The following is a 26232-nucleotide window of genomic DNA, read 5'->3' on the forward strand; positions in this document are numbered from 1 at the left end:
CCGTAGGCTGTGGGAGTGTATTTAATTGGACTCACCGGTGGTATAGCGGCCGGGAAAAGCACGGTTTCGCGCCGTCTTGCTGAACGGGGAGCGTATCATCTTGATGCCGATGCCATAGCACGGATCGTTGTGGAGCCGGGTTCTAGGACCCTGGATAAGATCGCCTATCTCTTCGGACCTGACGTTATCGCTGAGGATGGAAGCCTAAATAGGGCAGCTTTGGGAGCAATCGTTTTTCAGAACCAGCAGGCCCTATCAGAACTTAACGCAATTATTCATCCGGAGGTTCAAAAGTTTACTCGTGAGCGTATCGCTGAAATCACACGGAGCGATCCACACGCGGTGATCGTCTACGATGTTCCGCTGCTTGTGGAGGCACGAGTGGATCATCCCTGGAACCTTGTGGTGACGGTTGAGGCGCCCTCACAGGTGCGAATCGATCGTTTGATGCAGCTGCGAGGATTTTCACGCGCGCAGGCCGAAGCTCGTGTGGCGCAACAGGCTACGGAAGCCGAGCGTCGTGCGGTCGCCCAGGTGGTGATTGATTCTTCAGGAACGGAGGAGCAGACTATCGCGCAGGCCGACGAGCTCTGGGAGAGAGTCACTTCCGAGGCCTCACAGCGTGATTAATCGCCCCGAGCGTAAGATTTATGAAAGCCATTGTCAGTGGTGGAGCGTACACTAAAAACATGGAACCTACGCGTGTGGTTCGACCTTTTGAGGTCGTGAGTGAATATCAACCGAGTGGTGATCAGCCCAAGGCTATCGCCGAGCTTGCGTCTCGCATTAACGCCGGAGAAACCGACGTTGTCCTTCTGGGGGCCACGGGTACGGGAAAATCGGCGACTACCGCCTGGCTTATCGAAAAAGTACAGCGCCCCACACTTATCCTTGCGCACAATAAAACCCTTGCCGCACAGTTGGCAAATGAGTTTCGCGAGCTTATGCCCAATAACGCGGTTGAGTATTTTGTTTCGTATTACGATTACTATCAGCCCGAGGCGTATGTGCCTCAGACGGATACTTTTATCGAAAAAGACTCCTCGATCAACGCAGAGGTAGAGAGGCTTCGACACTCCACCACCAACGCACTGCTGAGTCGACGAGACGTTGTTGTTGTCTCCACTGTCTCGTGTATTTATGGGCTGGGGAAACCCGAAGAGTACTACGAGGCGATGATGGCCCTGCGTGTGGGGCAGCAGGTAGATCGTGACTGGCTCATCCGTAAATTTGTCTCGATGCAGTATCAGCGTAACGACATTGATTTTTCCCGTGGAAACTTCCGGGTTCGCGGTGACACCATAGAGATTATCCCCATGTACGAAGAGCTAGCGATTCGAATCGAACTTTTTGGTGATGAGGTCGAAGCGCTTTACTTTTTACACCCGCTTACGGGCGATGTTGTGGGCAAACCGGATTCGGTTTCCGTCTTTCCGGGTTCTCACTACGTCGCTAGCGACACCGTTATGAAGCGGGCAATCGGACAGATACGTGAGGAATTAGATGGGCGACTGGTCGAGCTTAAAAAAGAAGAAAAGCTGGTAGAAGAGCAGCGTTTGCGTATGCGCACCACGTTTGATCTTGAGATGATGGAGCAGATCGGCTTTTGCTCCGGTATTGAAAACTATTCCCGTCACATTGATGGGCGCCAACCAGGAGAGGCTCCCCACTGCCTTCTCGACTACTTCCCGGACGATTTCCTTGTGGTTATCGATGAGTCACACGTTACGGTTCCGCAGATTGGTGCTATGTATGAGGGGGATGCCTCGCGTAAACGCACCCTGGTCGAACACGGCTTCCGTCTCCCCAGCGCACTCGATAACCGCCCTCTCCGCTGGGGAGAATTTAATGAGCGAGTGGGGCAGAAGGTCTATCTCTCCGCTACCCCTGGTAAATACGAGTTGGGTGTAGCTGACGGTATTGTGGAGCAGATTATCCGGCCCACCGGCCTGGTGGATCCGCAGATTGTTGTTAAACCATCGCTTGGGCAGATCGACGACCTTCTCGAGCAAATTACTCAACGCACCGACAAAAATGAGCGAGTTTTAGTCACCACCCTCACTAAAAAAATGGCCGAGGAACTCACCGACTTTCTCACGGAGGCGGGTGTTCGCGTACGATATCTTCACTCCGATGTTGATACGCTGCGTCGTGTAGAGCTCCTTAGTGAACTCCGTCAGGGCGTCTACGATGTCCTTGTGGGTATCAACCTGCTACGTGAGGGTTTAGACCTCCCCGAGGTTTCCCTGGTGGCTATTCTGGACGCTGATAAAGAAGGGTTTCTACGCTCCTCAACCTCGCTCATTCAGACTATTGGCCGAGCCGCACGTAACGTTACCGGTGAAGTACACATGTATGCGGATCGAATCACCCCGTCAATGCGGCAGGCGATCGACGAAACTGAGCGTCGCCGAGCGGTGCAGATTGCCTACAACAAAGAGCACGGTATCGACCCCACTCCACTGCGCAAAAAGATCAGTGATATCACCGAGGTTCTTGCCCGTGAGGACGCAGACACAGCTGACCTATTGGGGAGCACCCGTGACAAGAAAACGCCCACGCCTCGCGCAGCCCGAACCGGCATAGCCGCGCAGGGAGCAAACGAGCTCGAAGCGCTCATTGCAGACTTGAACGAGCAGATGCTCACCGCCGCCACCGAACTCAAATTCGAATTGGCCGCGCGCCTTCGAGATGAGGTTGCCGACCTTAAGAAAGAATTAAGAAGTATGATGGCGGCCGGGCACATCTCACACTGACAAATCAGTCCAGGTTTGTTAGCTTTTCAAACGAATGTCCTGTGTTCAACACATCAATCTTACGGAGAGTCACCATCAGTAATCAGTCTGCTTCCAGCGAAAAGACACGTGTCAGCGTCAAAGGCGCACGAGTACACAACCTCAGGGACGTTGATGTCAGCGTCCCTCGAAACTCTCTTGTGGTTTTCACGGGGCTCTCTGGTTCTGGAAAGTCCTCACTTGCTTTTGACACCATTTTTGCCGAAGGCCAGCGACGGTATGTCGAGTCGCTCTCGGCTTATGCCCGTCAATTTTTAGGTCAGGTTGATCGTCCCGACGTAGATTTTATTGAGGGACTCAGCCCCGCTGTATCCATTGATCAAAAATCTACTAATCGTAACCCTCGCTCAACCGTTGGCACCATTACCGAGGTCTACGATTACATGCGTCTGCTGTGGGCTCGCACGGGAGTCCCTCACTGCGCGGAGTGTGGCGAGGTTATTGAGCGCCAAACTGTTCAACAGATCGCGGACAAGCTTATGACGATGGATGAGCGCGTCCGCTTCCAGATTCTTGCTCCCGTGGTAACAGGCAAAAAGGGCGAGTTTGTTGATCTTTTTGCAAACCTTTCGACGAGTGGATTCTCACGGGCACTGGTAGACGGAGAACAAATATCACTCAGCGAACCGCCCAAGCTTAAAAAACAGGTCAAACACAATATTTCCGTTATTGTGGATCGTCTTGTTGCAGGCCCCGAGATACTGGGGCGTCTTACCGACTCACTTGAGACTGCCCTGCGTCTCACCGACGGTCTGGTCACGATTAACTACGTCGACGAAGAGGGCGATGCAGCGTGGCAGAACTTCTCTGAAAAGCTTTCCTGCCCTAACAACCACCCGATTCAACTCACAGAGATTGAGCCGCGTACTTTTTCCTTTAACGCTCCCTTCGGTTCCTGTCCAGAGTGTTCGGGTTTGGGCACTCGTATGTCTGTGGACGTGGATCTCCTCTTGGGAGATCCTGCGCTCAGTATTGCTGAGGGGGTTATTCTTCCCTGGACTACACAGGGCAAGGGGCTTTACCAGTACTACGAAAAACTCCTTATTGCCCTTGCAGAAGAACTTAATTTCTCGCTGAAAACACCGTGGGAAGAGCTTCCAGAAAACGTGCAGCAGGCAGTTCTCCACGGAAACAACTTTTCTGTGAGCGTCAAATGGAAAAATCGTTTTGGTCGGGAAATGTCATACAGCTCCGGTTTTGAGGGGGTTGTGCCCTATATCGAGCGTAAATATCTCGACATTGAAAAATGGGACGAATACCTACGTGAAATCCCCTGTCCTGTGTGCCACGGTAAACGTCTTAAGCCGGAGGTGCTTGCGGTCACCGTGGGGGACAAGAGCATCAGCGATGTGTGTGAGATGAGCCTGTCCGACGCTCAAAAATTTATGAACCAGCTGACGCTTACTGAGCGTCAGGCAGCCATCGCGGCCCAGGTGCTCCGAGAAATTCGTTTGCGACTTGAATTCCTCATCGAGGTGGGTTTGAGCTATCTAGACCTTGCGCGTTCCGCTGGGTCGCTTTCGGGGGGAGAGGCGCAGCGAATCCGATTGGCCACACAGATTGGCTCGGGCCTCACAGGTGTTCTTTACGTTCTCGACGAACCCAGCATTGGCCTTCACCAGCGCGATAATCGCCGTTTGATCGATACCCTGGTTAAACTTCGAGACCTGGGTAACACACTCATTGTTGTTGAGCACGATGAAGACACCATTCGTACGGCGGACTGGATTGTCGACATCGGCCCCGGAGCGGGGGTTGAGGGGGGAGAAATCGTTCACTCCGGGCACTATGACGAGCTACTCTCCAATAAAAACTCACTCACCGGAAAATATCTCTCGGGTGAACTCAGCATTGGTACGCCTCAAAAAAGGCGTCCCCGAGATAAGAATCGTAAACTCACCGTTGTCGGGGCAAACGCCAACAATCTTAAAAACGTTACGGTCGATTTCCCACTGGGTGTTTTTACGGCAGTCACCGGGGTGAGCGGTTCGGGTAAGTCTTCACTGGTAAACGATATCCTGTATCAAGTTTTGGCGGGAAAGCTTAACGGTGCGCGTACCGTCCCCGGTAAGCATAAACGGGTTACCGGCCTTGAACACCTAGACAAGGTTGTACACGTTGATCAGAATCCGATCGGACGCACCCCGCGCTCAAATCCGGCAACCTATACGGGCGTTTTTGATCGAATACGCACGCTTTTCTCGGAGACTCCAGAGGCTAAAGCGCGTGGCTACCTCCCCGGACGATTTAGTTTTAACGTCAAGGGAGGCCGCTGTGAGTCCTGCTCGGGTGACGGTACCCTGAAGATCGAGATGAACTTTCTTCCGGATGTCTACGTGGTCTGTGAGGTCTGTAATGGAAACCGCTACAACCGCGATACACTCGCGGTGCACTACAAGGGTAAAAATATTGCCGAGGTTCTGAATCTGCCTATTTCTGAAGCTGCCGAATTTTTTGAACCGATTAGTGCGATTCACCGCTATCTCAAAACTCTGGTTGACGTGGGTCTGGGGTACGTTCGTCTGGGTCAGAGTGCCACCACCCTCTCCGGAGGAGAGGCGCAGCGCGTAAAGCTTGCTACCGAGCTGCAAAAACGTTCCAACGGCCGAACGATCTACGTGCTTGACGAGCCAACCACCGGTCTACACTTTGAAGACGTGCGTAAGCTCCTCCTCGTTTTAAACGGCCTGGTCGACAAGGGCAACACGGTTCTGGTCATCGAGCATAATCTTGATGTGATCCGCTCAGCCGATTGGATCATAGATATAGGCCCGGAGGGGGGCGCGGGTGGTGGAACGATTGTCGCCACTGGAACACCAGAAAAGGTTGCTACTCACCCGGAAAGCTACACGGGGGAGTTCCTCGCCGAGGTCCTCGATATTAAACGCAAGCCGATTGGGCAGTCCATAGGCAATGACTGATCCCCAGGACTATCGTCCGGCCCGAGGGGAGATACCCACCGGGCCGGGCGTTTACCGTTTCTCGGATGAGCACAACCGTGTTCTTTACGTAGGAAAAGCTAAAAATCTACGCGCGCGTCTCAGTAATTACTTTGCCCCACTCGAATCGCTCCATCAGCGTACCAGGCGTATGGTTGTCAGCGCGAGCAGGGTGGACTGGACCGTTGTGGGCAGTGACTCAGAAGCATTACTGCTAGAGCACACATGGATAAACGAGTACCGACCACCCTATAACGTCGAGTTTCGAGACGATAAAACCTACCCCTACATTGCAATCACCCTCGCCCACGAAGCACCGCGCGCAATAATGACTCGTAATGCTAAAATACGTGGAGCAAAGTATTTTGGTCCGTATCCAAAGGTATGGGCGGTGAAAGAAACTCTGGGTCTGCTGCAGCGAGCCTTTCCTATCCGTACCTGTAAAGAGTCCGACTATAAACGGGCTATGAGCAGCGGAAAACCGTGCTTGGCCAGCCAAATCGGCCGCTGCGCTGGCCCGTGTTCTCAAAAGGTTTCTCGTGAAGAACACCGGGCGATGGTAAAGCAGTTGGTGAGTTTCCTCAGCGGGAATGATCGCAATATGGTGCGTGAGCTCACCAAAAAGATGGGGGATGCCTCTACCGAACAGCATTACGAAGAAGCCGCTAAACTGCGAGATCAGATTCAATCGCTTCAATTAGTTATGGCAAAGAGCGCGGTTGTTCTTGACGAGTCTGTTGACGCAGACGTGTTTGGCCTTGCGAGTGATGAGTTAGCCGCGTCAATTCACCAGTTTATTGTTCGTGGTGGTCGAATTAGGGGAGAGCGCAACTGGATAGTAGATCTGGAGCTTGAAGACTCACCCGCCACCCTGATCGAATCGATCCTGCAGACAGCATACGATCGTGAAAAGCCACCGCGTACAATCCTTGTTGCGATCCTCCCTCCCAATCGAAAGGTGGCAGAAGAGGCGCTGCGGCAGAAATTTGGGGGTGTTGCGGTTGATATTCGAGTGCCCCAGCGGGGGAACAAAGCCTCCCTGATGGAGCGGGCTCGCTCAAACGCCGAGCAGCATCTTGCCCTCTACAAGACTCGTCGCAGTGTTGACCTGGCGACCCGCACCGAAGCTTTAGCAACGCTGCAGGAAGCCCTCGGTATGGCGGAGGCTCCGCTGCGTATGGAGTGTGTTGACGTCTCGCATCTGCAGGGTACCCACGTTGTGGCTTCTCTGGTTGTTTTCGAGGACGGTCTGCCCTTTAAGGGAGGATATCGCCGCTACTCAATTCCCAGCACCACGGATGACACTGATTCGATTTATCAGGTTATCTCGCGCAGAGCGGTTCAGCTTGCGACTGCGGAACAGGAGGACGCCACCCCCGGTGCTTTTCGACACAGGCCTCAGCTAATCGTTGTTGACGGAGGTGAACCACAGGTGGCGGCGGCTGATCGGGCCCTCAGAGAGGCCGGAATAGCCGATATCGCGCTCTGCGGTATAGCCAAGCGCCTTGAAGAGGTATGGCTTCCAGGAGACCCTTTTCCCGTGATCCTCCCGCGTAACAGCGACGCCCTCTTTATGCTGCAACGCCTTCGCGATGAAGCCCACCGCTTTGCAATTACCTATCAACGGTCTCGGCGTAAAAAAGATATTGGCACGCAGTTAAGCGCTATTTCTGGACTCGGGCCGGCGCGTACAAAAGCTTTGCTGCGGCATTTTGGGTCCGTAACGCGCCTACGTCAGGCCAGTGCGGAGGCTATTGCCGAGGTTCCCGGCATTGGAAGCTCCCTGGCAAATACGATTGCAGGGGAGTTCCATAAACCGCAAACCAGCGCAAGTGGAGCTTCTAACGGTAGTCTTGAAGAAGGAAAAGAAAATTCGGCGGAAAATATTAATCTCCGTGGCGAGCATCACGTAATACATGAAAGCGGTGAGCATGTCGAGCCCTAACCCACATCAAGAAGTTCTCATAGTCACCGGTATGTCGGGTGCGGGACGCTCAACGGTTGCTAATGCCCTTGAAGATCTCGGGTGGTATGTGGTAGACAATCTACCTCCTCAAATGCTTCGTCCGCTGGCAGAGTTGGCCGACAAAGCGAGTGATACCTTGCCAAAGATTGCGGCGGTTGTTGACGTTCGCGGGGGAGATCTTTTCCAAGATATCCAACACGTCATTAAAGATCTGCGTATGGGATCACAGGTGCGTGTGGTCTTTCTTGAGGCGACCGATGACGTGCTCGTACGACGCTTTGAGGCGGTGCGCCGTCCCCACCCGCTGCAGGGTGAGGGAACGCTACTTGATGGAATAGCCGAGGAGCGGAATCGGTTACGTGAGCTGCGGGCCTCGAGTGACGTGGTGATCGATACCTCTCGTTTAAATATTCACCAATTAGCAACTGCCACCCACGATATTTTTGCCACAAACGATGACCCTGCGCTTCAGCTTACGGTTATGAGCTTTGGTTTTAAATATGGAATTCCCACCGATGTGGATTTAGTCGCGGACATGAGGTTTCTCCCTAACCCCTATTGGGTGCCTGAGCTGCGCAGCCTAACAGGAGCAAACGAAGAGGTCAAAGAGTTCGTTCTTTCGCGAGAGGGGGCAGCGGAATTTATCGAAAAATACTCTGAGGCGTTAGTGCCTGTTTTTGCTGGCTACCAACGAGAAAATAAACGACACGCTACAGTAGCTGTTGGCTGTACAGGCGGAAAGCACCGATCAGTTGCGGTCGCCCGCGAACTCGCAAACAGGTTTCAGAGCCTGCCCGGTGTTGTTGTTCATGTAAAACATCGCGATTTAGGTAGGGAATAAACATCTGCTTATATTGTGAGATAGCTTTCATTCTTATAAGGAGTAACAAGGTTGGCGCTAACTGCCGAGGTTAAAGACGAGCTTGCTCGTGTTATGGTGAGCCGCACCAGTGTACGAATCGCTGAAGTCTCAACGATCCTGCGTTTTTCGGGCGGGCTACATACTATATCGGGGCGTATTGCTCTGGAGTCGGAGTTAGACACCCCGATTATCGTTCGCCGCGTCCGTCGTGATCTTGCAGAAATTTACGGTGTGCGCAGCCTGGCTAGTGCCCAGGCTCGGGGAACCGCCCGTAAGGGGGCCCCGGGGTACCTCGTTCGAGTGTTAGAGGGTGGGGAAACCCTCGCGCGTCAAACCGGACTTTTAGATGCCCGCCGTCGCCCTATTCGAGGCCTACCTAATCGTCTTACCACGGGAACCTCCGATGAACTGGCTGCGATTTGGCGTGGTGCCTTTATCGCGCAGGGCACACTCACCGATCCCGGTCGTTCCTCGAGCCTTGAGATTAACTGCCCCACCAACGAGAGCGCGATGGCTCTTGTGGGTGCTGCAGGACGCCTAGGCATACCCGCAAAAAGTCGTGAGGTTCGGGGGGTGCACAAGGTTGTTGTGCGCGAGGGCGAGGCGATTGCCCAGATGCTTTCTCTTATGGGAGCAGCAAACACGGTTCGCTCCTGGGAAGCTATGCGTCAGCGGCGAGAAGTCAGAGCAACGGCCAATCGCCTCGTTAACTTTGATGATGCGAATCTGCGGCGTTCGGCGCAGGCAGCGGTTGCTGCCTGCGCTCGGGTTGAGCGAGCGCTAGAGATTCTCGGAGATGCTGTTCCCGCCCATTTACAGTATGCTGGTCAGTTAAGGCTAACCCACAGGGAGGCTAGCCTCGACGAGCTAGGCGCACACGCTGACCCTCCCATGACAAAGGACGCTGTGGCCGGGCGGATCCGTCGATTGCTCGCAATGGCAGATAAAGAGGCTGATCAACGGGGAATCCCCGGGACCGAGGCCAACCTACCTGCTGATTTTGATGATATGTAGGTAGAATTATACTTTCACGTTCGGAATTTCCAAACGCGTAATTTCACATCAAGGAGATGAGCACTTTGGCTACGTATACGCTTGGCGATCTGCCCTATGACTATTCGGCACTTGAGCCACACATCAGCGGAAAAATCATGGAACTTCACCATGATAAGCACCATAATGCCTATGTGGTTGGTGCGAACGCTGCGCTTGATCAGCTTGCAGAGGCTCGCGATTCAAACAACCTGGCAAACGTGAATAAGCTTGAAAAAGATCTAGCTTTTAACCTTGGTGGCCACGTTAATCACACAATCTTTTGGAACAACCTGTCACCAAATGGCGGAGGCCGCCCAACGGGTGAGGCTGCCAGCATGATCGATGATTTTTTTGGTTCCTTTGACAAGTTTGTAGCCCACTTCAACGCCACCGCACTGGGGGTACAGGGTTCCGGGTGGGCCGCGCTCACCTGGGATGTTGTTGGTCAGCGTGCCAACATCAATCAATTCTTTGATCAGCAGGCCAACTTTCCGGCTGGAACCATCCCGCTGCTTCTTCTCGATGTGTGGGAGCACGCTTATTACCTCGATTATCTAAACGTTCGTGCCGATTATGTCAAGGCGTTTTGGAACATTGTGAACTGGAATGACGTAGAAAAGCGCCTTGATGCTGCCCGTAAGCAGACTCCTGGCCTGGTCCTCTAGTAACCACGAGAGACGTCGTGGGGTGTGTGAGTCTCCACCCGGTGACACCCACACCCCACGATTTTCAAAAGATCGCGCATCTTCCATTCAGATGCCAACATAACAGGAGCAAATGTGTCCGCAAAAGTAGCCATTAATGGCTTCGGCCGTATTGGGCGTAACTTTCTTCGTGCAGCCCTCGCACAGGGGAGCGGCCTTGAGATCGTTGCGGTAAACGATCTAACCGATAACGTTGCGCTTGCGCACCTTCTCAAGTACGACTCCATTACGGGCCGCCTTGACGCAGATGTGCATCTTGACGGTGACCAGATTATCGTCAACGGTAAAAGCATCAAAGTTTTTGATCAGAGAGACCCCTCAAATCTTCCTTGGAAAGAGTTGGGTATCGACATCGTTATCGAGTCAACCGGATTCTTTACCAAAGCCGAACTGGCCCGCAAGCACCTTGAAGCCGGTGCAAAGAAGGTAATAATCTCAGCCCCCGCAAGTGGGGACGACGCAACCTTTGTCCTGGGTGTAAATGAGCAGGACTATGATCCGGCTGTGCATAACATCATCTCAAACGCGTCATGTACCACAAACTGTCTTGCACCCATGACTAAGGTCTTCCACGAGGCCTTTGGTATCAACAAGGGCCTCATGACCACGGTTCACGCCTACACCGCGGATCAGAACCTGCAGGATGGACCCCACGGTGATCTGCGTCGTGCCCGTGCAGCAGCCATTAACATCGTTCCTACCAGCACAGGTGCCGCCGAAGCCATTGGCCGCGTCATGCCCGAGCTTGCAGGAAAGCTAGATGGATATGCACTTCGTGTACCGGTTCCCACCGGCTCGGTCACGGACCTAACCGTTGAAACGGAGCGCACCGACCTAACGGTTGAAGAGGTGAACGCCGTGTTCAAGGCGGCAGCAGAGGGGCCCCTCAAGGGTATCCTGAAGTACACCGATGAGCCCTTGGTATCAAGCGATATCGTTACAGATCCGCACTCCTCAATCTACGATTCAGGCCTGACCAGGGTCATCGGAAACCAGGTGAAGCTGGTTTCGTGGTATGACAATGAGTGGGGATACTCCAACCGCTTGGTTGATCTCGCGGAACTTGTTGCAAGCAAGCTTTAACCTTCGAGAGCTTGTGTGCGGGGTGGAATATACAGGGGAAACACCCGGATATTCTGCCCCACCGCTTTTTATCCCCGCGTTTTTACGTCATAAAATTTAACCGAAAGAAACCAGATGCCGATTCGTGCCCGTGAGTCATTGGGCTCACTCGAGGGCAAGCGAGTTATTGTTCGCTGTGACCTCAACGTTCCCCTAGTCGATAACGTCATTACAGACGATGGTCGCATTAGGGCATCACTTCCTACCATACAGTCCTTGGTCAGTGAGGGTGCTCGCGTGATCGTCATCAGTCATCTGGGCCGCCCGGGTGGAAAACCGAATTCAGAATTTTCTCTTGCTCCGGTTGCTGAACGACTTGGCGAATTGCTGGGCAACGCCGTTACTTTTGCAGGTGATACGGTGGGCCCCTCGGCTCACGCGGTGGTGAATTCCCTCACTAACGGCTCTGTTGCAGTGCTAGAAAACCTTCGGTTTAATGCCGCCGAGACATCGCAAGAACAGCCTGTGCGAGCTGCCTTTGCCGCAGAACTTGCTCAATTGGGTGATGCCTTTATCTCTGACGGCTTCGGAGTGGTGCACCGTAAGCAGGCTAGCGTTTATGAGTTGGCACAAGCTTTGCCGAGCGCTGCCGGTGACCTTATCGTGAACGAGCTCGCAGTCCTAGAACGCCTCACGGAGGCTCCGCAGCGCCCCTACACGGTTGTGCTGGGTGGTTCTAAAGTGTCAGACAAGCTTGGCGTTATCGGACACCTCCTTCCCCGCGTGGATACACTGCTCATTGGGGGCGGAATGCTTTTCACTTTTCTTGCGGCTCAGGGACACGACGTTGCGGCAAGCCTGCTTGAAAAGGATCAGTACGATACCGTTCGCGGCTATCTGGAACAGGCCAAAAGGCTCGGGGTTACCATCCTACTTCCCACGGATGTCGTGGTTGCCGACGGATTTGCCGCGGACGCTCGGCACGTGGTAGCTGCCGCCGACTCTATCGCCCAAACCGAGTTTGGCAGTGCAGGAATAGGGCTCGACATCGGCCCCGAGACGTCAGAAACATACGCCTCCGCAATTCGGGCCTCCGATACCGTCTTCTGGAACGGGCCGATGGGCGTCTTCGAGTTTGAAGCCTTTGCAGAGGGTACCAGAGCAGTGGCTGAGGCTCTCACCGAGGTACGTGGTCTCGGAGTTGTCGGTGGGGGAGACTCCGCCGCCGCTGTGCGCCAGCTCGGTTATCGAGATGATCAATTTGGACATATTTCGACTGGTGGAGGTGCCAGTCTTGAGTTTCTCGAGGGCAAAGAGCTCCCGGGATTGGAGGTTTTAGGATGGTAACCCAGCGTACACCCCTTATCGCGGGCAATTGGAAAATGAATCTGGATCATCTCCAGGCGATCGCATTTGTGCAAAAGCTTTCGTGGAGCTTAACCGATGTTGCACACGATTTTGAGCAGGTTGAGGTGGCGGTCTTTCCCCCTTTCACTGATCTTCGCTCCGTTCAAACCCTGATTTCTGGTGACAAACTAGAGTTGCGATTCGGTGCTCAGGATCTTTCTCAGCACGAGTCTGGAGCCTACACGGGGGAGGTATCGGGCGCGTTTCTTTCAAGTCTTGGTTCTCACTATGCGATTGTGGGGCACTCTGAGCGTCGTCAATATCACGGAGAGACCGATGCTGAGATCGGAGCCAAGGCTGCAGCCGCAGTCAAAAATAATATTGTTCCGGTGATCTGTGTGGGAGAAACCGCCGAGGATCTTGCTGAGCACGGACCCAGCGCGGTACCCGCTGGACAATTGCGGGAAATCCTTACGTCCCTGACACCCGAGGCCGAGATTGTTGTTGCCTATGAGCCGGTGTGGGCGATCGGATCGGGCCAGGCAGCAACCCCGGAACAGGCAGAAGAAGTGTGCGGTGTTCTCCGGGAGGTGATCGCCGAGGGTTTGGGTGATGATGCTGCCGCCGCAACACGGATTCTTTATGGTGGCTCCGTAAAGTCGGACAATATTGCTAGCTTTATGCGAGAAACAAATATCGACGGTGCGCTGGTGGGTGGTGCAAGCCTGCAGCTTGAAGAGTTTGTGCGTATCGTCCAGTTCAAAAAACATGTTGGCGTTTAGCGACGATACCCCTGCTCATAACGTATACTAGTGTGAGGTTTAAAGCGTCATTAGTGACGCGCTCTCCAATTGTGAAAGGCACTTTTCGGTGGAAATCCTTCAGGTCATCCTCCAGATCATTCTCGGTATAACGAGTTTGCTACTGACGCTGCTCATTCTTCTACACAAGGGACGTGGCGGTGGTTTGTCCGATATGTTTGGTGGCGGCATGACCTCAAGCCTGGGGTCGTCAGGGGTTGCCGAACGCAACCTCAACCGAATTACGATTATTCTCGGACTCGTGTGGTTCGCGGTTATCGTGGTGCTCGGGTTGATCACCAAGTTCGATGTGGGAGGATTGTAATGGCAACGGGTGGTAGCGCTATTCGCGGTTCACGCGTGGGTTCCGGACCCATGGGAGAGCAGGATCACGGTTTCCAAGCCGAACGTGTTGCGGTTTCCTACTGGGATGCCCTGGGGAATGAAACGGTACGTTACTTCGCTGCGAATGTTCCCGAAGAAGAGATTCCAGAGAGCATCGATTGCCCCTCCTCGGGGCTTCCTGCCGGGCGTGAAAAAGACAACCCCCCTCAGGTTGCAAAGCTAGAGCCCTACAAGACGCACCTTGCCTATGTCAAGGAACGTCGTACAGAGGCGGAGGCAGAGGAGCTCCTTGAGGACGCCCTTCGTCAGCTACGCATCCGCCGAGGAACCCTCAAAGCTTAAACAAAGCGTGGGGGTGGTTTTCTACACCCACGAAAAATAATATGCGTGTGGCCCCCAACTAACCGGTTGGGGGCCACACGCATATAGTGGTTCAGTGTTTCGACAGACTATTCTGAAGCTGACTCCGCGTCCGCATAAATGCGAGTTTGTATACGTCCCTGCACGCCAGCGGCCGGAGTAGTGGCAACTGACGTGTCGGACATAATGCGCTCATAAGCTTCCTGTTTTGCAGCACCCGTGCACAGAAGCCACACACGATCTGCCGAGTTCAGAACCGGATAGCTCAGCGAGAGACGCTCTGGTGGCGGCTTGGGGGAGTTACGCACTGGAATAACGGCGGAGTCCGTGTTGGTGAGGTCATCCCGGTGCGGAAAGAGGGAGGCAATGTGTCCGTCGGGGCCAACCCCGAGAAAGAGCAGGTCAAATCCCTTCGCCTGGGCAGAATCTATTGTGGCGGAGTACTCGGCGGCAGCCTCGTCGAGTGATCGTGTACCGTCATCTACTGGAGCCGGAAAGATGTTTTCCCGAGGAATATTCAGGGGTTGCAAAAAAGCCCTGAGAGCCTGCTCGTCATTTCGCTCATCATGTCCCGAGGGCAGCCAACGCTCATCCCCCCAGTAGAGAAGCACGTTTTCCCAGTCTGCATCTTGCGCAAGCGCGTGCTGCGCTGTTACTCGAAGAAGCTCAATACCGAGGGAGCCACCCGTGAGGATCACCCGTGGTGTCTTGCCCTCGGATTGAAGATTAGCAATTAAACCGATAAAGTCTGCGGCGATTCTCTGCGCGGCGGAGGCAGCGTCCGCACTGATAACAACGTCACGTTTAGTCACAAGAAGCCTTTCGCTAGTTTTAAGCGTCATCGCCCAGGAGCATGGCGACTCCGTGCGTGATAACTCGTCCGTAGAGCTCGTCCGGATCCAGATGACGCAGTTCTTCAGCCAGGCAATCCCTGAGCGAGCGGCGGGTGAGCGCCAGATCGTGGAGAGGCTGATTTGGGATGCTGAGCTGCGCCAGAGCATCGTGTGTGCGTCTGAGCTCCGTAGTACCGGATTCCCTCTGCAATTGAACACGATCAATGCCCCATCCCCCCTGCTTGCGAGGGTGCAGGGTGTGTGTTACTCGAACGTCGAGCTGCTGCGTCAGCCAGGCAGCCAGCAGAGTGGTGGAAGGAGACTCCACGGAGCCACTCACCTCTACGTCCGTTACTTTCTCATACGGTGGCTGGTCGAGAACAGTGGCCAACTGTGCCCGCCACAGGGTAATGCGCGACCAGGCCAGATCCGTGTCTCCCGGAGTGTAGTTGGCGGCAAGTTCGCGAAGAGCCTGTTGCGGGTCGGGGTGGGTTGTCGCATCCGTAATTCGGCGCTGCGCGATACGCCCAAGCGTACTGTGTGCGGCGTGGCCGGGCCAGATGCCCGCCCACCAGACCACAACGGGAGCGTCGGGTAGGAGGAGACCCGTTACCAGGCTTTCCGAGTCACTTGCAGCCGCGCCAAAGGCGCGAAGAATAATTACTTCGCTGGCTCCGGCATCTCCGCCAACACGAATTTGGGCGTCAAGTCTGGCCTCAACGATGTCCCGCGCGCTCTGATCGCTCGAAACCACGACCACTCGCATGGGGTGTTCGCGGGACGCATCATTTGCAGCCTCAACAGCCTCTTCGAGACGCTCCGGTGATGTTGAGATCACGAGGGTGAGCACACGCCCGAGGGCAACCGCTCCACCGTCTTCTCGGATGCGAACAAGCGCTTTTGAAACGTTACTGACGGTGGTAGTGGGTAGATCGACAATCATGGTCGGCGCCACGTCCTTCCATCTCGGGCTAAGAGTTCATCGGCGGATGCCGGGCCCCATGTTCCGGGGCGATATGCTTCGGGGGCACCGTTGTTTTTCCAGTGCTCCTCGATGGGGTCAAGGATTTTCCACGAGAGTTCTACCTCTTCGTGACGGGGGAATAGAGGAGGGTCGCCTAGGAGAACGTCCAGGATAAGCCGCTCATATGCCTCGGGGCTGGCCTCGGTAAACGCGTGGCCGTAACCAAAGTCCATTGTCACATCACGTACCCGCATGGTGGGGCCGGGAACTTTGGAACCAAAACGAATGGTTACACCCTCATCGGGTTGAACCCGAATCACTAGGGCATTATGACCCACGTGGGAACTCTGCGTTGGCGCAAAAAGAGAATCTTCAGGGCGTTTAAAAACAATGGCAATTTCGGTGACGCGCCGTCCCAGGCGCTTTCCCGCGCGCAGGTAGAAGGGGACACCCTTCCAGCGCGGGGTGTCGATGTCTAGTTTCATCGCGGCGTAAGTTTCGGTTGTTGACTGGGGGTTCATACCCTCCTCGTCAAGGAAACCAACAACCTGCTCGCCTCCCTGCCAGCCACCGGTGTACTGTCCACGCGCTGTGGCGCGGGAGAGATCCTCGGGAAGGCGCACCCGCGCCAGAACCTGTTCTTTTGCATGACGCAGATCGGTTGCGTTAAAGCTCTGTGGCTTTTCCATCGCGGTGAGCGCCAGTAGCTGCAGGAGGTGGTTTTGAATAACATCTCGTGCAGCACCAATGCCGTCGTAGTAACCGGCACGTCCGCCCACGCCGATATCCTCGGCCATGGTGATCTGCACGTGATCAACAAACTCTGCGTTCCATATAGGTTCATACATCAGGTTTGCAAAACGCAAAGCCAGGATATTCTGGACGGTCTCTTTGCCCAGATAGTGATCAATACGGAAAATTGCGTCGTTGGGGAACACCGATTCTACAACACTATTGAGCTCACGGGCTGTTGCCAGATCACTGCCAAAAGGCTTCTCGATGACAACCCGGCTCCAACTTCCGTTGGTTGGTTTTGCGAGGCCTGAGTCACGAAGACGCTGAGTGACCTCGGGGAACGAACGGGGTGGGATGGAGAGATAGAAGGCGTGGTTCCCCATGGTGCCACGCTCAGCGTCCAAGGCCTCCAGTGTGATGCGGAGACGCTCAAACGCCTCCGCATCATCAAACTCTCCCCGGACAAAACGGATGCCTTGTCGAAGCTGATTCCACACGTCCTCGTTAAACGGGGTGCGTGCATACTGCCGAACCGCTTCTTCAACAACCCGTTCAAAGTCCTCGTTTTGCCAGTCACGCCTGGCAAAACCCACCAGACCAAATCCTGGCGGAAGCAAACCACGATTAGCTAGATCGTAAACAGCCGGTAGGAGCTTTTTTCGAGCCAGGTCACCCGTCACACCAAAAAAAATGAGTGCGCTGGGGCCGGCTATTCGATTGAGCCTACTGTCGTCTGGGGCTCGTAGTGGATTGTGGGGTGGAGAGGTAGTTGTCACTGTGCCTATGTCCTTCTGGTTACGCTACGGGCTTGAGCGAGTCAATCGCCCGCGCGATGGCGGTAAGACCCTTATCCGGATCAAGAAGAGTCAGAATAAGAACGGGTCTACCGTGCTCCTCAAGCACGGTAGCATCCCCGTCAGCCTGGGCCGTAATGAGTTCACCAAAGGTGAAGGGTCGTCCGACAATCGTCAGGTCTGACGTGTGCTTGGTACGAAGCTGGAGGAACGCACCGGTGGGTGCTCCGCCTTTGTGGTACTGCCCGGTTGAGTGTAGAAAACGGGGACCCCAGCCAAAGGTTGTAGGCCGGTGCGTTTTCTGTGCTAGTAGGTCACGCAGCTCAGCAAAATCCGGGTGAGCCACTCGATCTACGTAGGCCTGAATCGCAACATAACCCTGATCCCCAAGGTCTTGGACCAGTGCGGCGATTGCCTCCTCGAGCGTTTTTACCTTACCGAGCAGAGAGTCTGCACCGCGTACTTCCACCCCTTGATCAACAAATCTGGGCTGTGTTGGTTCGGGACGGCTGTCTAGTAGGCCTCGAGCGGCAACCTTTGCGGACTCCACGTCTGGCTGATCAAAGGGGTTAATGCCGAGGATACGTCCCGCCACTGCGGTCGCAAACTCCCAGAGCACAAACTGTGCACCAAGCTTTCCAGCGGTTTGAACCACTCCAGCAGGGGGAGAGTTGACCTCTTTAACCAGGTGAACCGGTACCAGGTCGGACAGGGAATGCTTTGCCTCATAACCGGAGCGCTCCAGCACTACCGGAAGGACACCCGTTCCCTCTTTACCCGTGGACTCGGCGATAAGCTGTTCGATCCAGTCGCCAAAGCCTAATATGGGTGTGCCATCCGAGATGAGTCCCACCTTGTCGATGAGCGGAGCACCAGCCGCTAGAGCCGCGCCCAAAAGCAGACCGGGGTTTGTGGGGCTGTCCTCAGAGAGAATAGGCATGATGCTCTCCGCGTCCTGAAGCAGTTCCCCGATGTCTGCACCCGCAAGTCCCGAGGGAACCAGTCCAAACGCAGTCAGCGCGGAATAGCGTCCTCCCACCGTGGGGTCGGCTAAGAAGGTTCGATAACCCGCCGCTGCCGCAGACTCGTGAAGTGGGGATTCCGGGTCGGTCACAATAATAATGCGGTTGATGGGATCGATACCCGCATCACGGAAGGCGGTCTCATAGACGCGACGCTGGCTATCCGTCTCAACGGTCCCACCGGATTTCGAGGAGATAATAACCACGGTTGAAGAGAGCCGATCAGACAGCGCGGCCCGAACCTGGTCTGGGTCGGTCGAGTCTAATACGGTGAGATCCACCCCGGCTGTTGCCGTGATGACCTCGGGAGCCAGGCTTGAACCGCCCATTCCACCCAGAACAAAATGGTTAATTCCCTGTCGAAGATATTCATCTCGGAGCTCAGCGATCTGAGAAACAAACGGTGCAGATACCCGGGTGGCCTGCAGCCATCCCAGGCGTTTTTTAGCCTCTGGCTCTGCCTTCGAGCCCCAGAGGGTGTAGTCGGAGTTGACCAGGCGAGAAGCGACCTCGTCTTTTACGAGGGTGTCCAGTGTCTGTTTTACGCGGGCTGCAATGGCCGAGCCGAGGCCTACGCGGGCGTTCATCGGGCAGCCTTCAGCGCAGCGTCAACCGTCTCGAGCAGTTCGTTCCACGAGACAATAAACTTTTCTACGCCCTCACGCTCGAGCAGTTCAACAACGTCGGCATATGAAACACCCACCGCCGCTACCTGATCGAGAACCGATTGTGCCTCGTCGTATGAGGGGGTGATGGTGTCTCCCTCAATTGTGGCGTGGTCAAAGGTAGCTTCAAGCGTCTTTTCTGGCATGGTATTCACAACACCGGATGCCACCAGCCCCGTCACGTAGAGAGTGTCGGGAAGTGAGGGGTCTTTTACCCCGGTGGAGGCCCAGAGAGGGCGTTGCTTGTTTGCTCCTGCCGCAATGAGGCCAATGGCCCGCTCGCTCGAAAAGGCTTCTTCAAACACCTGGTAAGCAAGCTGAGCGTTAGCGATTCCCGCCTTGCCCTTGAGCGCACGTGCCTCATCGGTGCCGATTGCGTCGAGACGCTTGTCGATTTCACTGTCGACTCGCGAGACAAAGAACGAGGCAACGGAGTGAATGGTGCCGAGGTCGATACCGTTTGCACGGGCTTTTTCGAGTCCTGTGAGGTAGGCATTGATCACCGCACGGTAGCGTTCCAGGCTAAAGATGAGAGTGACGTTTACGCTGATTCCACGGGAAATAACCTCGGTAATCGCTTCAAGTCCCTCAATTGTGGCGGGAATCTTAATCATGGCGTTGGGCTGATTCACCCTGTCCCAGAGCTGCTGCGCCTGCTCGATCGTCTTTGCGGCATCGTGGGCGAGGCCCGGTTCTACCTCGATTGACACACGTCCGTCGTATCCGTGTGAGGACTCATAGACCTGCGAGAAAATTTGCGAGGCTGCTGCAACATCATCGGTTGTGATCTCAAAGACGGCTGAAGAGGCGTTTTTTCCCGCAGCGGCCAACTGCGCTACCTGCTCCGAGTAGGCTTCCCCGTTGCTGAGCGCTCCCGCAAAAATAGTGGGGTTGGTGGTAACACCAACAACATTGCGATCCGCTATTAGGCGGGTGAGATCTCCCGAAGCAATTCGATTACGTGATAGATCGTCAAGCCAGATGCTGACGCCGGCGGCGCTGAGCGCCGCGGTGGGTGTTGTATTCATGAACTGTAAATCTCCTTTATTAATGCCAGCCGCTACTTACGCGGACAAGCTTTCCTTGGCCGCGGTAACAACCGCTTCTGTTGTCATACCAAACTTGTGGAACAGCGTCTTGTAGTCGGCCGATGCACCAAAGTGCTCGATCGAAACACTGCGACCTCTGTCCCCAACAACCTCACGCCATCCAAGCGATAGGCCTGCCTCAACAGAAACCCTCGCTGTAATAGTAGAAGGCAAAACCGACTCGCGATATTCCTCATCTTGTTCAGCAAACCACTCCAGGCTGGGAGCGGAGACCACACGGGCGTTAATTCCTTCACCACGCAGCACCTCGCGTGCCTCAACGGCAAGCTGAACTTCGGAACCGGTAGCGATCAAAATAACATCGGGGGTTCCGCCGGGTGCTTCTGCAAGGACGTAGGCACCACGTGCCACGTGTTTTGCCGAAGCAAACACCTCACCGTGTGCAACATCATCTCCGCGCTCAAAAACCGGGAGGTTCTGACGCGTGAGGGCTATGCCACTGGGGCCTCCGCGACGCGCGAGAATCTCACGCCACGCCCACGATACCTCGTTGGCATCTGCCGGACGGACTACCGCAAGATTAGGAATTGCCCGAAGCGTAGAGAGCTGCTCAACTGGCTGATGTGTGGGGCCGTCTTCACCAAGAGCCACGGAGTCGTGGGTCCACACAAAGACCGAGGGAATGTTCATCAATGCGGCAAGACGAACCGCTGGACGCATGTAGTCACTAAAGATGAGGAAGGTTCCGCCAAAGGGCCGTGTGGGGCCGTGCAGGACAATTCCGTTAAGGATCGCCCCCATGGCATGTTCCCTGATACCAAAGTGGAGAACTCGACCGTAGGGGTTACCGTTCCACTCGGAGGTGGACCACTTGCTGGGCACAAAGGATTGTGCACCGGCGATGGTGGTGTTGTTGGACTCGGCAAGGTCGGCCGAGCCACCCCAGAGCTCAGGCATGACCGGCCCCAGCGCGCTCAGGACTTTTCCGCTTGCCGCACGCGTGGAAACCTCTGTTCCGGCCTCAAAGCTGGGTAGTGCTGCCTCGAGTCCTTCGGGGGTTTCACCGGCCAGAAGGCGGTCAAGAAGTTGCTTGCGTTCCGGGTTTTGCGCGGCCCAGGAGTTAAAGCGTTCCGTCCATGCGACGCGTTCCGCCTGTCCTCGTGTGACCGCTCCTCGGGTGCGCTCCAGTACCTCATCGGACACGACAAAAGACTCAGTCGGATCAAAACCAAGGACCTCTTTAAGCTGCTTAAGCTCTTCGGCGCCCAGGGCAGAGCCGTGGATTTTGCCCGTGTTCTGTTTGCTGGGGCTCGGCCATCCGATGATCGTTTTAAGAATGATGAGCGAGGGCTTATCGCTGACTGCCTGAGCGGCCTCAATCGCACTGTTGAGCTCGGCAAGATCCTCAACGTAGTTACCCGTTTTTTTCCAGTCAACGGTCTGAACATGCCAGTTGTAGGACTCGTAGCGTGCGCGAACGTCCTCGGTGAAGGCGATGTTGGTGTCGTCCTCAATTGAAATCTGGTTGCTGTCATAGATCACAACGAGGTTTCCGAGCTCTTGGTGACCGGCCAGTGAGGATGCCTCGCTGGTTACTCCCTCTTGAAGATCTCCGTCACCGGCGATCACATAAATATTGTGATCGAAAGGGCTCTCCCCGGCGGGCGTGTCGGGATCAAAAAGACCGCGCTCATAGCGAGCGGCATAGGCAAATCCAACAGCCGAGGCCAATCCCTGCCCGAGGGGGCCTGTCGTGATTTCAACACCCTTGGTGTGACCGTACTCCGGGTGACCCGGGGTAAGCGAACCCCACGTGCGTAGCGCCTTGAGATCATCAAGCTCAAGCCCATAGCCACCGAGGTAAAGCTGAACGTACTGGGTGAGTGACGAGTGTCCTACCGAAAGGATAAAACGGTCACGTCCGAGCCAGTCTTGATCGTGCGGGTCCCTACGCATGATCTTTTGGAAAAGGAGATACGCGACGGGTGCCAGGCTAATAGCCGTTCCAGGGTGCCCATTTCCCACCTTCTCAACCGCGTCTGCGGCCAGGACACGGGCCGTGTCAACGGCCTTTTGATCAATTGAATCCCACTGTAGATCTACCACTGGTAACTCACCTTTCATAGTTTACTCAGGACTATCAAACCCACGTGAGCTCGAATGTATTCCGCGTCCGTGTTTCATGCTGTCCTTGTCTTCCGCGTGAACGACCCCAAGTTATCGGTGTAGCGCACAAAAGAGGTTCTTTAACACTAGTCCTTATCGATCTGATCCGGGCGTCAAAACCGTCACCAGAAAACATAAAAGTCAGGTGAATAAATAGCTAGCGATAGCGGGGTGGCGTACACTTGATAGCGAGATGAATACGGTAAGCGAAGCAATGAGTGAGCAGTCGGTCGCAGTGAGCACGAGACCTGGTTTTCGCCGCAAAGTGGCAGCGTATTTTTCCCTGACCAAGCCGCGAGTGGTGGAGCTCCTACTCGTTGTCACCGTCCCCACCATGATGCTGGCCGAACGTGGATTTCCTAACCTGTGGCTTGTTGTCGCGACACTGATTGGCGGGGCCGCAAGCGCAGGTTCCGCAGGAGCTTTTAACTGCTATATCGATCGTGATATGGACAGACTCATGAAGCGCACAAAAAATCGCCCCCTCGTTACCGGTGAGATTAGTGATCGGGAAGCCCTCCTCTTTGCGTGGATTTTGGGTATCGCATCGATAGTGTGGCTATTTTTCTTCACTAATGCGCTGGCCGCGTTCTTCTCGCTTGTTGCCATGCTCATCTATGTCGTGTTTTATACGCTGTTCCTTAAGCGTCGTACGGAACAAAACATTGTCTGGGGTGGTATTGCCGGGTGCATGCCGGTGCTTATCGGGTGGGCTGCTGTAACCAATAGCGTGAGCTGGACACCCCTCATTCTTTTTGCCGTTATTTTTTTGTGGACGCCACCGCACTATTGGCCTTTATCAATGAAGTATCGCAACGACTATCAATCCGCGGGGGTTCCGATGTTGTCGGTCGTCCGTGGGCGGGCTACTGTTGGTCTACAGGTAATCCTTTACGCGTGGGCGATGGTCGTCTGTTCCCTGCTCCTTATTCCCGTTGCTCCCATGGGTCCCCTGTATACGGCTGTGGCCCTTATTGCCGGCGGCTACTTTATCTTTGAGACGCACCGCATGTATTCACGCGCTATTCGGGGTAAAGACAGCAAGCCTATGAGAGTTTTTCACAGCTCCATAAGTTATCTCACGGTTTTATTCCTGGCTGTGGGGGTTGACCCTCTGTTGTTCTAAGTGTGAGCAGCACCGCTGTAACAGCGGAGAGGGTCACGCACGCCAGAACCATGTGTATCCCAACCAAAAGCTCGGGTAGTCCCAGGCGGGCCTGTGCAACGCCCACAATAACCTGAACAACGGTGACAGCAAGGAGCCCAACCGTATAGCGAATACTTCTGCGACGTTTTGCAATGATCACAAAGATGAGGAGCAGAACGATAAGTCCCAGCATGATGTAGCCGGGATAGCTGTGAAGGTGTTGCATCACGATGGCGTCTAACCCGTTTCTCATGACCGGGGCATCGTCCGTTTTACCGTCGTGCCCCGCGTGGGGACCCGCTCCCGTAGTGAGGACACCGAGCACCACGGAGACCACAGAGGCGAGAGCCACAAGCCAGGCGAGGCCCGCCACAAGCGGATCAACCAGGAGTCCTCGTCCTCGACCGTGATAGACGTTATAGACAAAGACGGTTGCCAGCACAACGAGAGCCGCAGAGAGGATGAAGTGCAGCCCCACAATATAGGGGTTGAGGCCGGTAAGAACCGTAATGCCACCGATGACTGCCTGGGCCGGTATCCCCATACCCAACGAAAATGTCAGCCAAAAAAGATCGGGGCGTTGCTTACGAAAGCGAATGACGTAGAGAAAGGCTACGATTGCAATGGCGGTGAGCACAAATGTGAGTAGACGATTGCCGAACTCAATCATGCCGTGCCACTCAGACTCGGGGGTCGCAACCCACGAGTCACCGTTACACCTCGGCCAGGTTGCACAGCCCAGTCCCGAAGCGGTGAGTCTCACCGCGCCTCCGGTGGCCACGATACCCACCTGGCTGATGAGCGAAAGCCAGGCGATTACCCTGACTCTTTTATCCACACGATCGGGTAGACGTGTCCAGAACGAAGACGGTTTGCTCGGGCGTACGACGGTTTGATTCGACACAACTCAACTCAATCATCATTGGAATTCTGTTAATCGCGTTGAGATCCTCAACAAACACTTAAGAAACCTGTAGAATCGGTATCATCTTATGTGTCCGCCACAAGTGTGTGGCTTTGGTCATGAAGAAATCGCGACAGTGGTCTTTTCGATCCACACTCTCTAAGAATACTGCACACTCAACCGTGAGGCTGACAACACACACAGTATCAAGGGGGACAATAATAGTGTGTGATCGTAGAGAATGCGTGCTGCGCGGGAATGACAATCACTCCCGGCTCGTTAATACGGGTTAGTAAAGGGAAGAAGGTAGAAAAGGTTATGTCGGAAATTCTGATCGATCGACCCGAGCTTGAGGGCCTGGGTCAGTATGAGTTTGGGTGGCACGACGACGACGAAGCCGGTGCTTCTGCTGAACGCGGCATTAACTCAAACGTCGTTAAAAACATCTCCAACCTCAAAAATGAACCCTCCTGGATGCAGGAGCGACGACTTAAAGCCCTGAAGCTTTTTGAACGCAAACCCATGCCCGCCTGGGGAGCGGATCTTTCCGAGATCGACTTCGACAATATTAAATACTTTGTACGCTCCACCGAAAAACAGGCGCAGAGCTGGGAAGATCTTCCCGAGGAGATTAAAAATACCTACGAGCGACTCGGCATTCCTGAAGCCGAGCGGCAAAGGCTTGTTGCCGGGGTTGCGGCACAGTACGAGTCCGAGGTTGTGTACCACCAGATCCGCGAGGATTTGGAGGAGCAGGGAGTTATCTTCCTCGATACCGATACCGCTCTGCGCGAGCACCCCGAGATTTTTGAGGAGTATTTTGGTACCGTAATTCCCGCGGGCGACAACAAGTTTGCTGCTCTGAACACCGCAGTGTGGTCCGGAGGATCGTTTGTTTATGTACCAAAGGGTGTCAAGGTAGATATTCCGCTCCAGGCCTACTTCCGCATTAATACCGAGAACATGGGCCAGTTTGAGAGAACCCTGATTATCGCGGACGAAGACAGTTACGTTCACTACATTGAGGGTTGTACCGCCCCAATCTATAAGTCGGATTCGCTGCACTCTGCCGTTGTTGAGATCATCGTGAAGAAGAACGCCCGCGTTCGCTACACCACGATCCAGAACTGGTCCACCAATGTTTACAACCTGGTGACCAAGCGTGCAATTGCAGAAGAGGGTGCAACCATGGAGTGGATTGACGGAAACATCGGCTCCAAGGTAACCATGAAATACCCCTCAATCTTCCTCATGGGGGAGCACGCCAAAGGGGAGACTCTGTCGGTGGCCTTCGCGGGTCCCGGTCAGCATCAGGACACCGGAGCCAAGATGATCCACATGGCTCCCCACACGCAATCCTCTATTCTTGCGAAGTCGATTGCTCGTGGCGGAGGACGCTCCGGATACCGTGGAGAAGTCAGAGTGGACGCCAACGCGCACCACTCGGCCAACTCTGTTGTGTGCGATGCCCTACTGGTGGACACCATTTCACGCTCAGATACCTATCCCGCAATCGATATTCGCGTTGACGATGTTGTTCTTGGGCACGAGGCCACGGTGTCTCGAGTGAGCGAGGAACAGCTGTTTTATCTCATGAGCCGCGGAGTCTCTGAAGAAGAGGCGATGGCCATGATCGTTCGAGGGTTTATTGAACCGATTTCACGCGAGCTACCCATGGAGTACGCTCTCGAACTCAACAAACTCATCGAAATGGGCATGGAAGGATCCGTCGGTTAGT

At 54.7% G+C, this 26232-nt stretch carries 21 protein-coding genes; 14 read left to right on the plus strand and 7 right to left on the minus strand.

Features of this window, described 5'->3' with window-relative positions; genetic code table 11:
- Positions 1–15 precede the first annotated feature (15 nt).
- The 12 genes from coaE (at position 16) to FrondiHNR_RS06720 (ending at position 14197) form a co-directional block, all read left to right on the plus strand.
- Positions 16–630 (plus strand): dephospho-CoA kinase, encoded by a 615-nt coding sequence (gene coaE / locus FrondiHNR_RS06665; protein WP_279352008.1) that lies wholly within the window; start codon positions 16–18, stop codon positions 628–630.
- A gap of 59 nt (positions 631–689) precedes the next feature.
- Positions 690–2756, plus strand: coding sequence for an excinuclease ABC subunit UvrB (gene uvrB / locus FrondiHNR_RS06670; protein WP_279352009.1), 2067 nt, complete (start codon positions 690–692; stop codon positions 2754–2756).
- 56 nt (positions 2757–2812) lie between these two features.
- The gene (uvrA, locus tag FrondiHNR_RS06675; protein WP_279354489.1) at positions 2813–5716 is read left to right on the plus strand and encodes an excinuclease ABC subunit UvrA; all 2904 of its coding nucleotides are present in this window, start codon (positions 2813–2815) and stop codon (positions 5714–5716) included.
- On the plus strand, positions 5709–7679 hold the full coding sequence (gene uvrC / locus FrondiHNR_RS06680; RefSeq protein WP_279352010.1) for an excinuclease ABC subunit UvrC: 1971 nt from the start codon (positions 5709–5711) through the stop codon (positions 7677–7679). The genes uvrA and uvrC overlap by 8 nt, the downstream gene beginning before the upstream one ends.
- Positions 7666–8541 (plus strand): RNase adapter RapZ, encoded by an 876-nt coding sequence (rapZ, locus tag FrondiHNR_RS06685; RefSeq protein WP_279352011.1) that lies wholly within the window; start codon positions 7666–7668, stop codon positions 8539–8541. Before uvrC ends, rapZ begins: the two co-directional genes overlap by 14 nt.
- 51 nt (positions 8542–8592) lie before the next feature.
- On the plus strand, positions 8593–9576 hold the full coding sequence (gene whiA / locus FrondiHNR_RS06690) for a DNA-binding protein WhiA (RefSeq protein ID WP_279352012.1): 984 nt from the start codon (positions 8593–8595) through the stop codon (positions 9574–9576).
- A 65-nt stretch (positions 9577–9641) separates the two neighbouring features.
- Positions 9642–10262 carry a superoxide dismutase gene (locus FrondiHNR_RS06695; protein ID WP_279354490.1) on the plus strand — a complete coding sequence of 207 codons (621 nt, stop codon included), beginning with the start codon at positions 9642–9644 and terminating at the stop codon, positions 10260–10262.
- 114 nt (positions 10263–10376) lie between these two features.
- Positions 10377–11384, plus strand: a complete 1008-nt coding sequence (gene gap / locus FrondiHNR_RS06700) for a type I glyceraldehyde-3-phosphate dehydrogenase (protein ID WP_279352013.1) — start codon at positions 10377–10379, stop codon at positions 11382–11384.
- Positions 11385–11498: 114 nt separating this feature from the next.
- On the plus strand, positions 11499–12710 hold the full coding sequence (locus tag FrondiHNR_RS06705; RefSeq protein WP_279352015.1) for a phosphoglycerate kinase: 1212 nt from the start codon (positions 11499–11501) through the stop codon (positions 12708–12710).
- On the plus strand, positions 12704–13492 hold the full coding sequence (tpiA, locus tag FrondiHNR_RS06710; RefSeq protein ID WP_279352016.1) for a triose-phosphate isomerase: 789 nt from the start codon (positions 12704–12706) through the stop codon (positions 13490–13492). Before FrondiHNR_RS06705 ends, tpiA begins: the two co-directional genes overlap by 7 nt.
- Positions 13493–13580: 88 nt before the next feature.
- On the plus strand, positions 13581–13835 hold the full coding sequence (gene secG, locus FrondiHNR_RS06715) for a preprotein translocase subunit SecG (protein WP_279352017.1): 255 nt from the start codon (positions 13581–13583) through the stop codon (positions 13833–13835).
- On the plus strand, positions 13835–14197 hold the full coding sequence (locus FrondiHNR_RS06720) for an RNA polymerase-binding protein RbpA (RefSeq protein WP_279352018.1): 363 nt from the start codon (positions 13835–13837) through the stop codon (positions 14195–14197). The genes secG and FrondiHNR_RS06720 overlap by 1 nt, the downstream gene beginning before the upstream one ends.
- A gap of 107 nt (positions 14198–14304) precedes the next feature.
- Here the strand turns inward: FrondiHNR_RS06720 and pgl are convergent, their stop codons facing one another.
- From pgl to tkt, 6 genes are read right to left on the minus strand one after another with little or no spacing between them, the layout of a single operon-like run.
- Positions 14305–15027 (minus strand): 6-phosphogluconolactonase, encoded by a 723-nt coding sequence (pgl, locus tag FrondiHNR_RS06725; RefSeq protein ID WP_279352019.1) that lies wholly within the window; start codon positions 15025–15027, stop codon positions 14305–14307.
- A gap of 19 nt (positions 15028–15046) precedes the next feature.
- Positions 15047–15991, minus strand: a complete 945-nt coding sequence (locus FrondiHNR_RS06730) for a glucose-6-phosphate dehydrogenase assembly protein OpcA (RefSeq protein ID WP_279352020.1) — start codon at positions 15989–15991, stop codon at positions 15047–15049.
- Complete coding sequence (gene zwf, locus FrondiHNR_RS06735; RefSeq protein ID WP_279352021.1) at positions 15988–17523, minus strand: glucose-6-phosphate dehydrogenase; 1536 nt, start codon at positions 17521–17523, stop codon at positions 15988–15990. The genes FrondiHNR_RS06730 and zwf overlap by 4 nt, the downstream gene beginning before the upstream one ends.
- 19 nt (positions 17524–17542) lie before the next feature.
- A complete protein-coding gene (locus FrondiHNR_RS06740) occupies positions 17543–19150 on the minus strand; it encodes a glucose-6-phosphate isomerase (RefSeq protein ID WP_279352023.1) in 1608 nt (535 codons plus the stop codon).
- On the minus strand, positions 19147–20256 hold the full coding sequence (gene tal, locus FrondiHNR_RS06745; RefSeq protein ID WP_279352024.1) for a transaldolase: 1110 nt from the start codon (positions 20254–20256) through the stop codon (positions 19147–19149). The genes FrondiHNR_RS06740 and tal overlap by 4 nt, the downstream gene beginning before the upstream one ends.
- Before the next feature lie 36 nt (positions 20257–20292).
- On the minus strand, positions 20293–22383 hold the full coding sequence (gene tkt / locus FrondiHNR_RS06750; protein WP_279352025.1) for a transketolase: 2091 nt from the start codon (positions 22381–22383) through the stop codon (positions 20293–20295).
- Between the two features lie 274 nt (positions 22384–22657).
- On the opposite strand from tkt, the gene FrondiHNR_RS06755 reads away from it, so the two are divergent.
- A complete protein-coding gene (locus tag FrondiHNR_RS06755; RefSeq protein WP_279352026.1) occupies positions 22658–23569 on the plus strand; it encodes a heme o synthase in 912 nt (303 codons plus the stop codon).
- On the opposite strand, the gene FrondiHNR_RS06760 is transcribed toward FrondiHNR_RS06755, so the two are convergent.
- Positions 23523–24494, minus strand: coding sequence for a COX15/CtaA family protein (locus FrondiHNR_RS06760; RefSeq protein WP_279352027.1), 972 nt, complete (start codon positions 24492–24494; stop codon positions 23523–23525). The two genes, FrondiHNR_RS06755 and FrondiHNR_RS06760, sit on opposite strands and share 47 nt — an antisense overlap.
- Positions 24495–24812: 318 nt before the next feature.
- On the opposite strand from FrondiHNR_RS06760, the gene sufB reads away from it, so the two are divergent.
- Positions 24813–26231, plus strand: coding sequence for a Fe-S cluster assembly protein SufB (sufB, locus tag FrondiHNR_RS06765; RefSeq protein ID WP_279352028.1), 1419 nt, complete (start codon positions 24813–24815; stop codon positions 26229–26231).
- The last annotated feature ends 1 nt before the right edge of the window (position 26232 follow it).

This window comes from Lysinibacter sp. HNR, assembly GCF_029760935.1.
Lineage (GTDB): Bacteria > Actinomycetota > Actinomycetes > Actinomycetales > Microbacteriaceae > HNR.

Excerpts from the sequence above, each read along its gene's own strand:
- tpiA (WP_279352016.1), top strand. The coding sequence starts at position 12,704 with ATGGTAACCCAGCGTACACCCCTTATCGCGGGCAATTGGAAAATGAAT.
- uvrC (WP_279352010.1), top strand. The coding sequence starts at position 5,709 with ATGACTGATCCCCAGGACTATCGTCCGGCCCGAGGGGAGATACCCACC.
- sufB (WP_279352028.1), top strand. The coding sequence starts at position 24,813 with ATGTCGGAAATTCTGATCGATCGACCCGAGCTTGAGGGCCTGGGTCAG.
- FrondiHNR_RS06705 (WP_279352015.1), top strand. The coding sequence starts at position 11,499 with ATGCCGATTCGTGCCCGTGAGTCATTGGGCTCACTCGAGGGCAAGCGA.
- FrondiHNR_RS06740 (WP_279352023.1), bottom strand. The coding sequence starts at position 19,150 with ATGAACGCCCGCGTAGGCCTCGGCTCGGCCATTGCAGCCCGCGTAAAA.
- FrondiHNR_RS06755 (WP_279352026.1), top strand. The coding sequence starts at position 22,658 with ATGAGTGAGCAGTCGGTCGCAGTGAGCACGAGACCTGGTTTTCGCCGC.
- tal (WP_279352024.1), bottom strand. The coding sequence starts at position 20,256 with ATGAATACAACACCCACCGCGGCGCTCAGCGCCGCCGGCGTCAGCATC.
- FrondiHNR_RS06730 (WP_279352020.1), bottom strand. The coding sequence starts at position 15,991 with ATGATTGTCGATCTACCCACTACCACCGTCAGTAACGTTTCAAAAGCG.
- uvrB (WP_279352009.1), top strand. The coding sequence starts at position 690 with ATGGAACCTACGCGTGTGGTTCGACCTTTTGAGGTCGTGAGTGAATAT.
- rapZ (WP_279352011.1), top strand. The coding sequence starts at position 7,666 with ATGTCGAGCCCTAACCCACATCAAGAAGTTCTCATAGTCACCGGTATG.
- FrondiHNR_RS06720 (WP_279352018.1), top strand. The coding sequence starts at position 13,835 with ATGGCAACGGGTGGTAGCGCTATTCGCGGTTCACGCGTGGGTTCCGGA.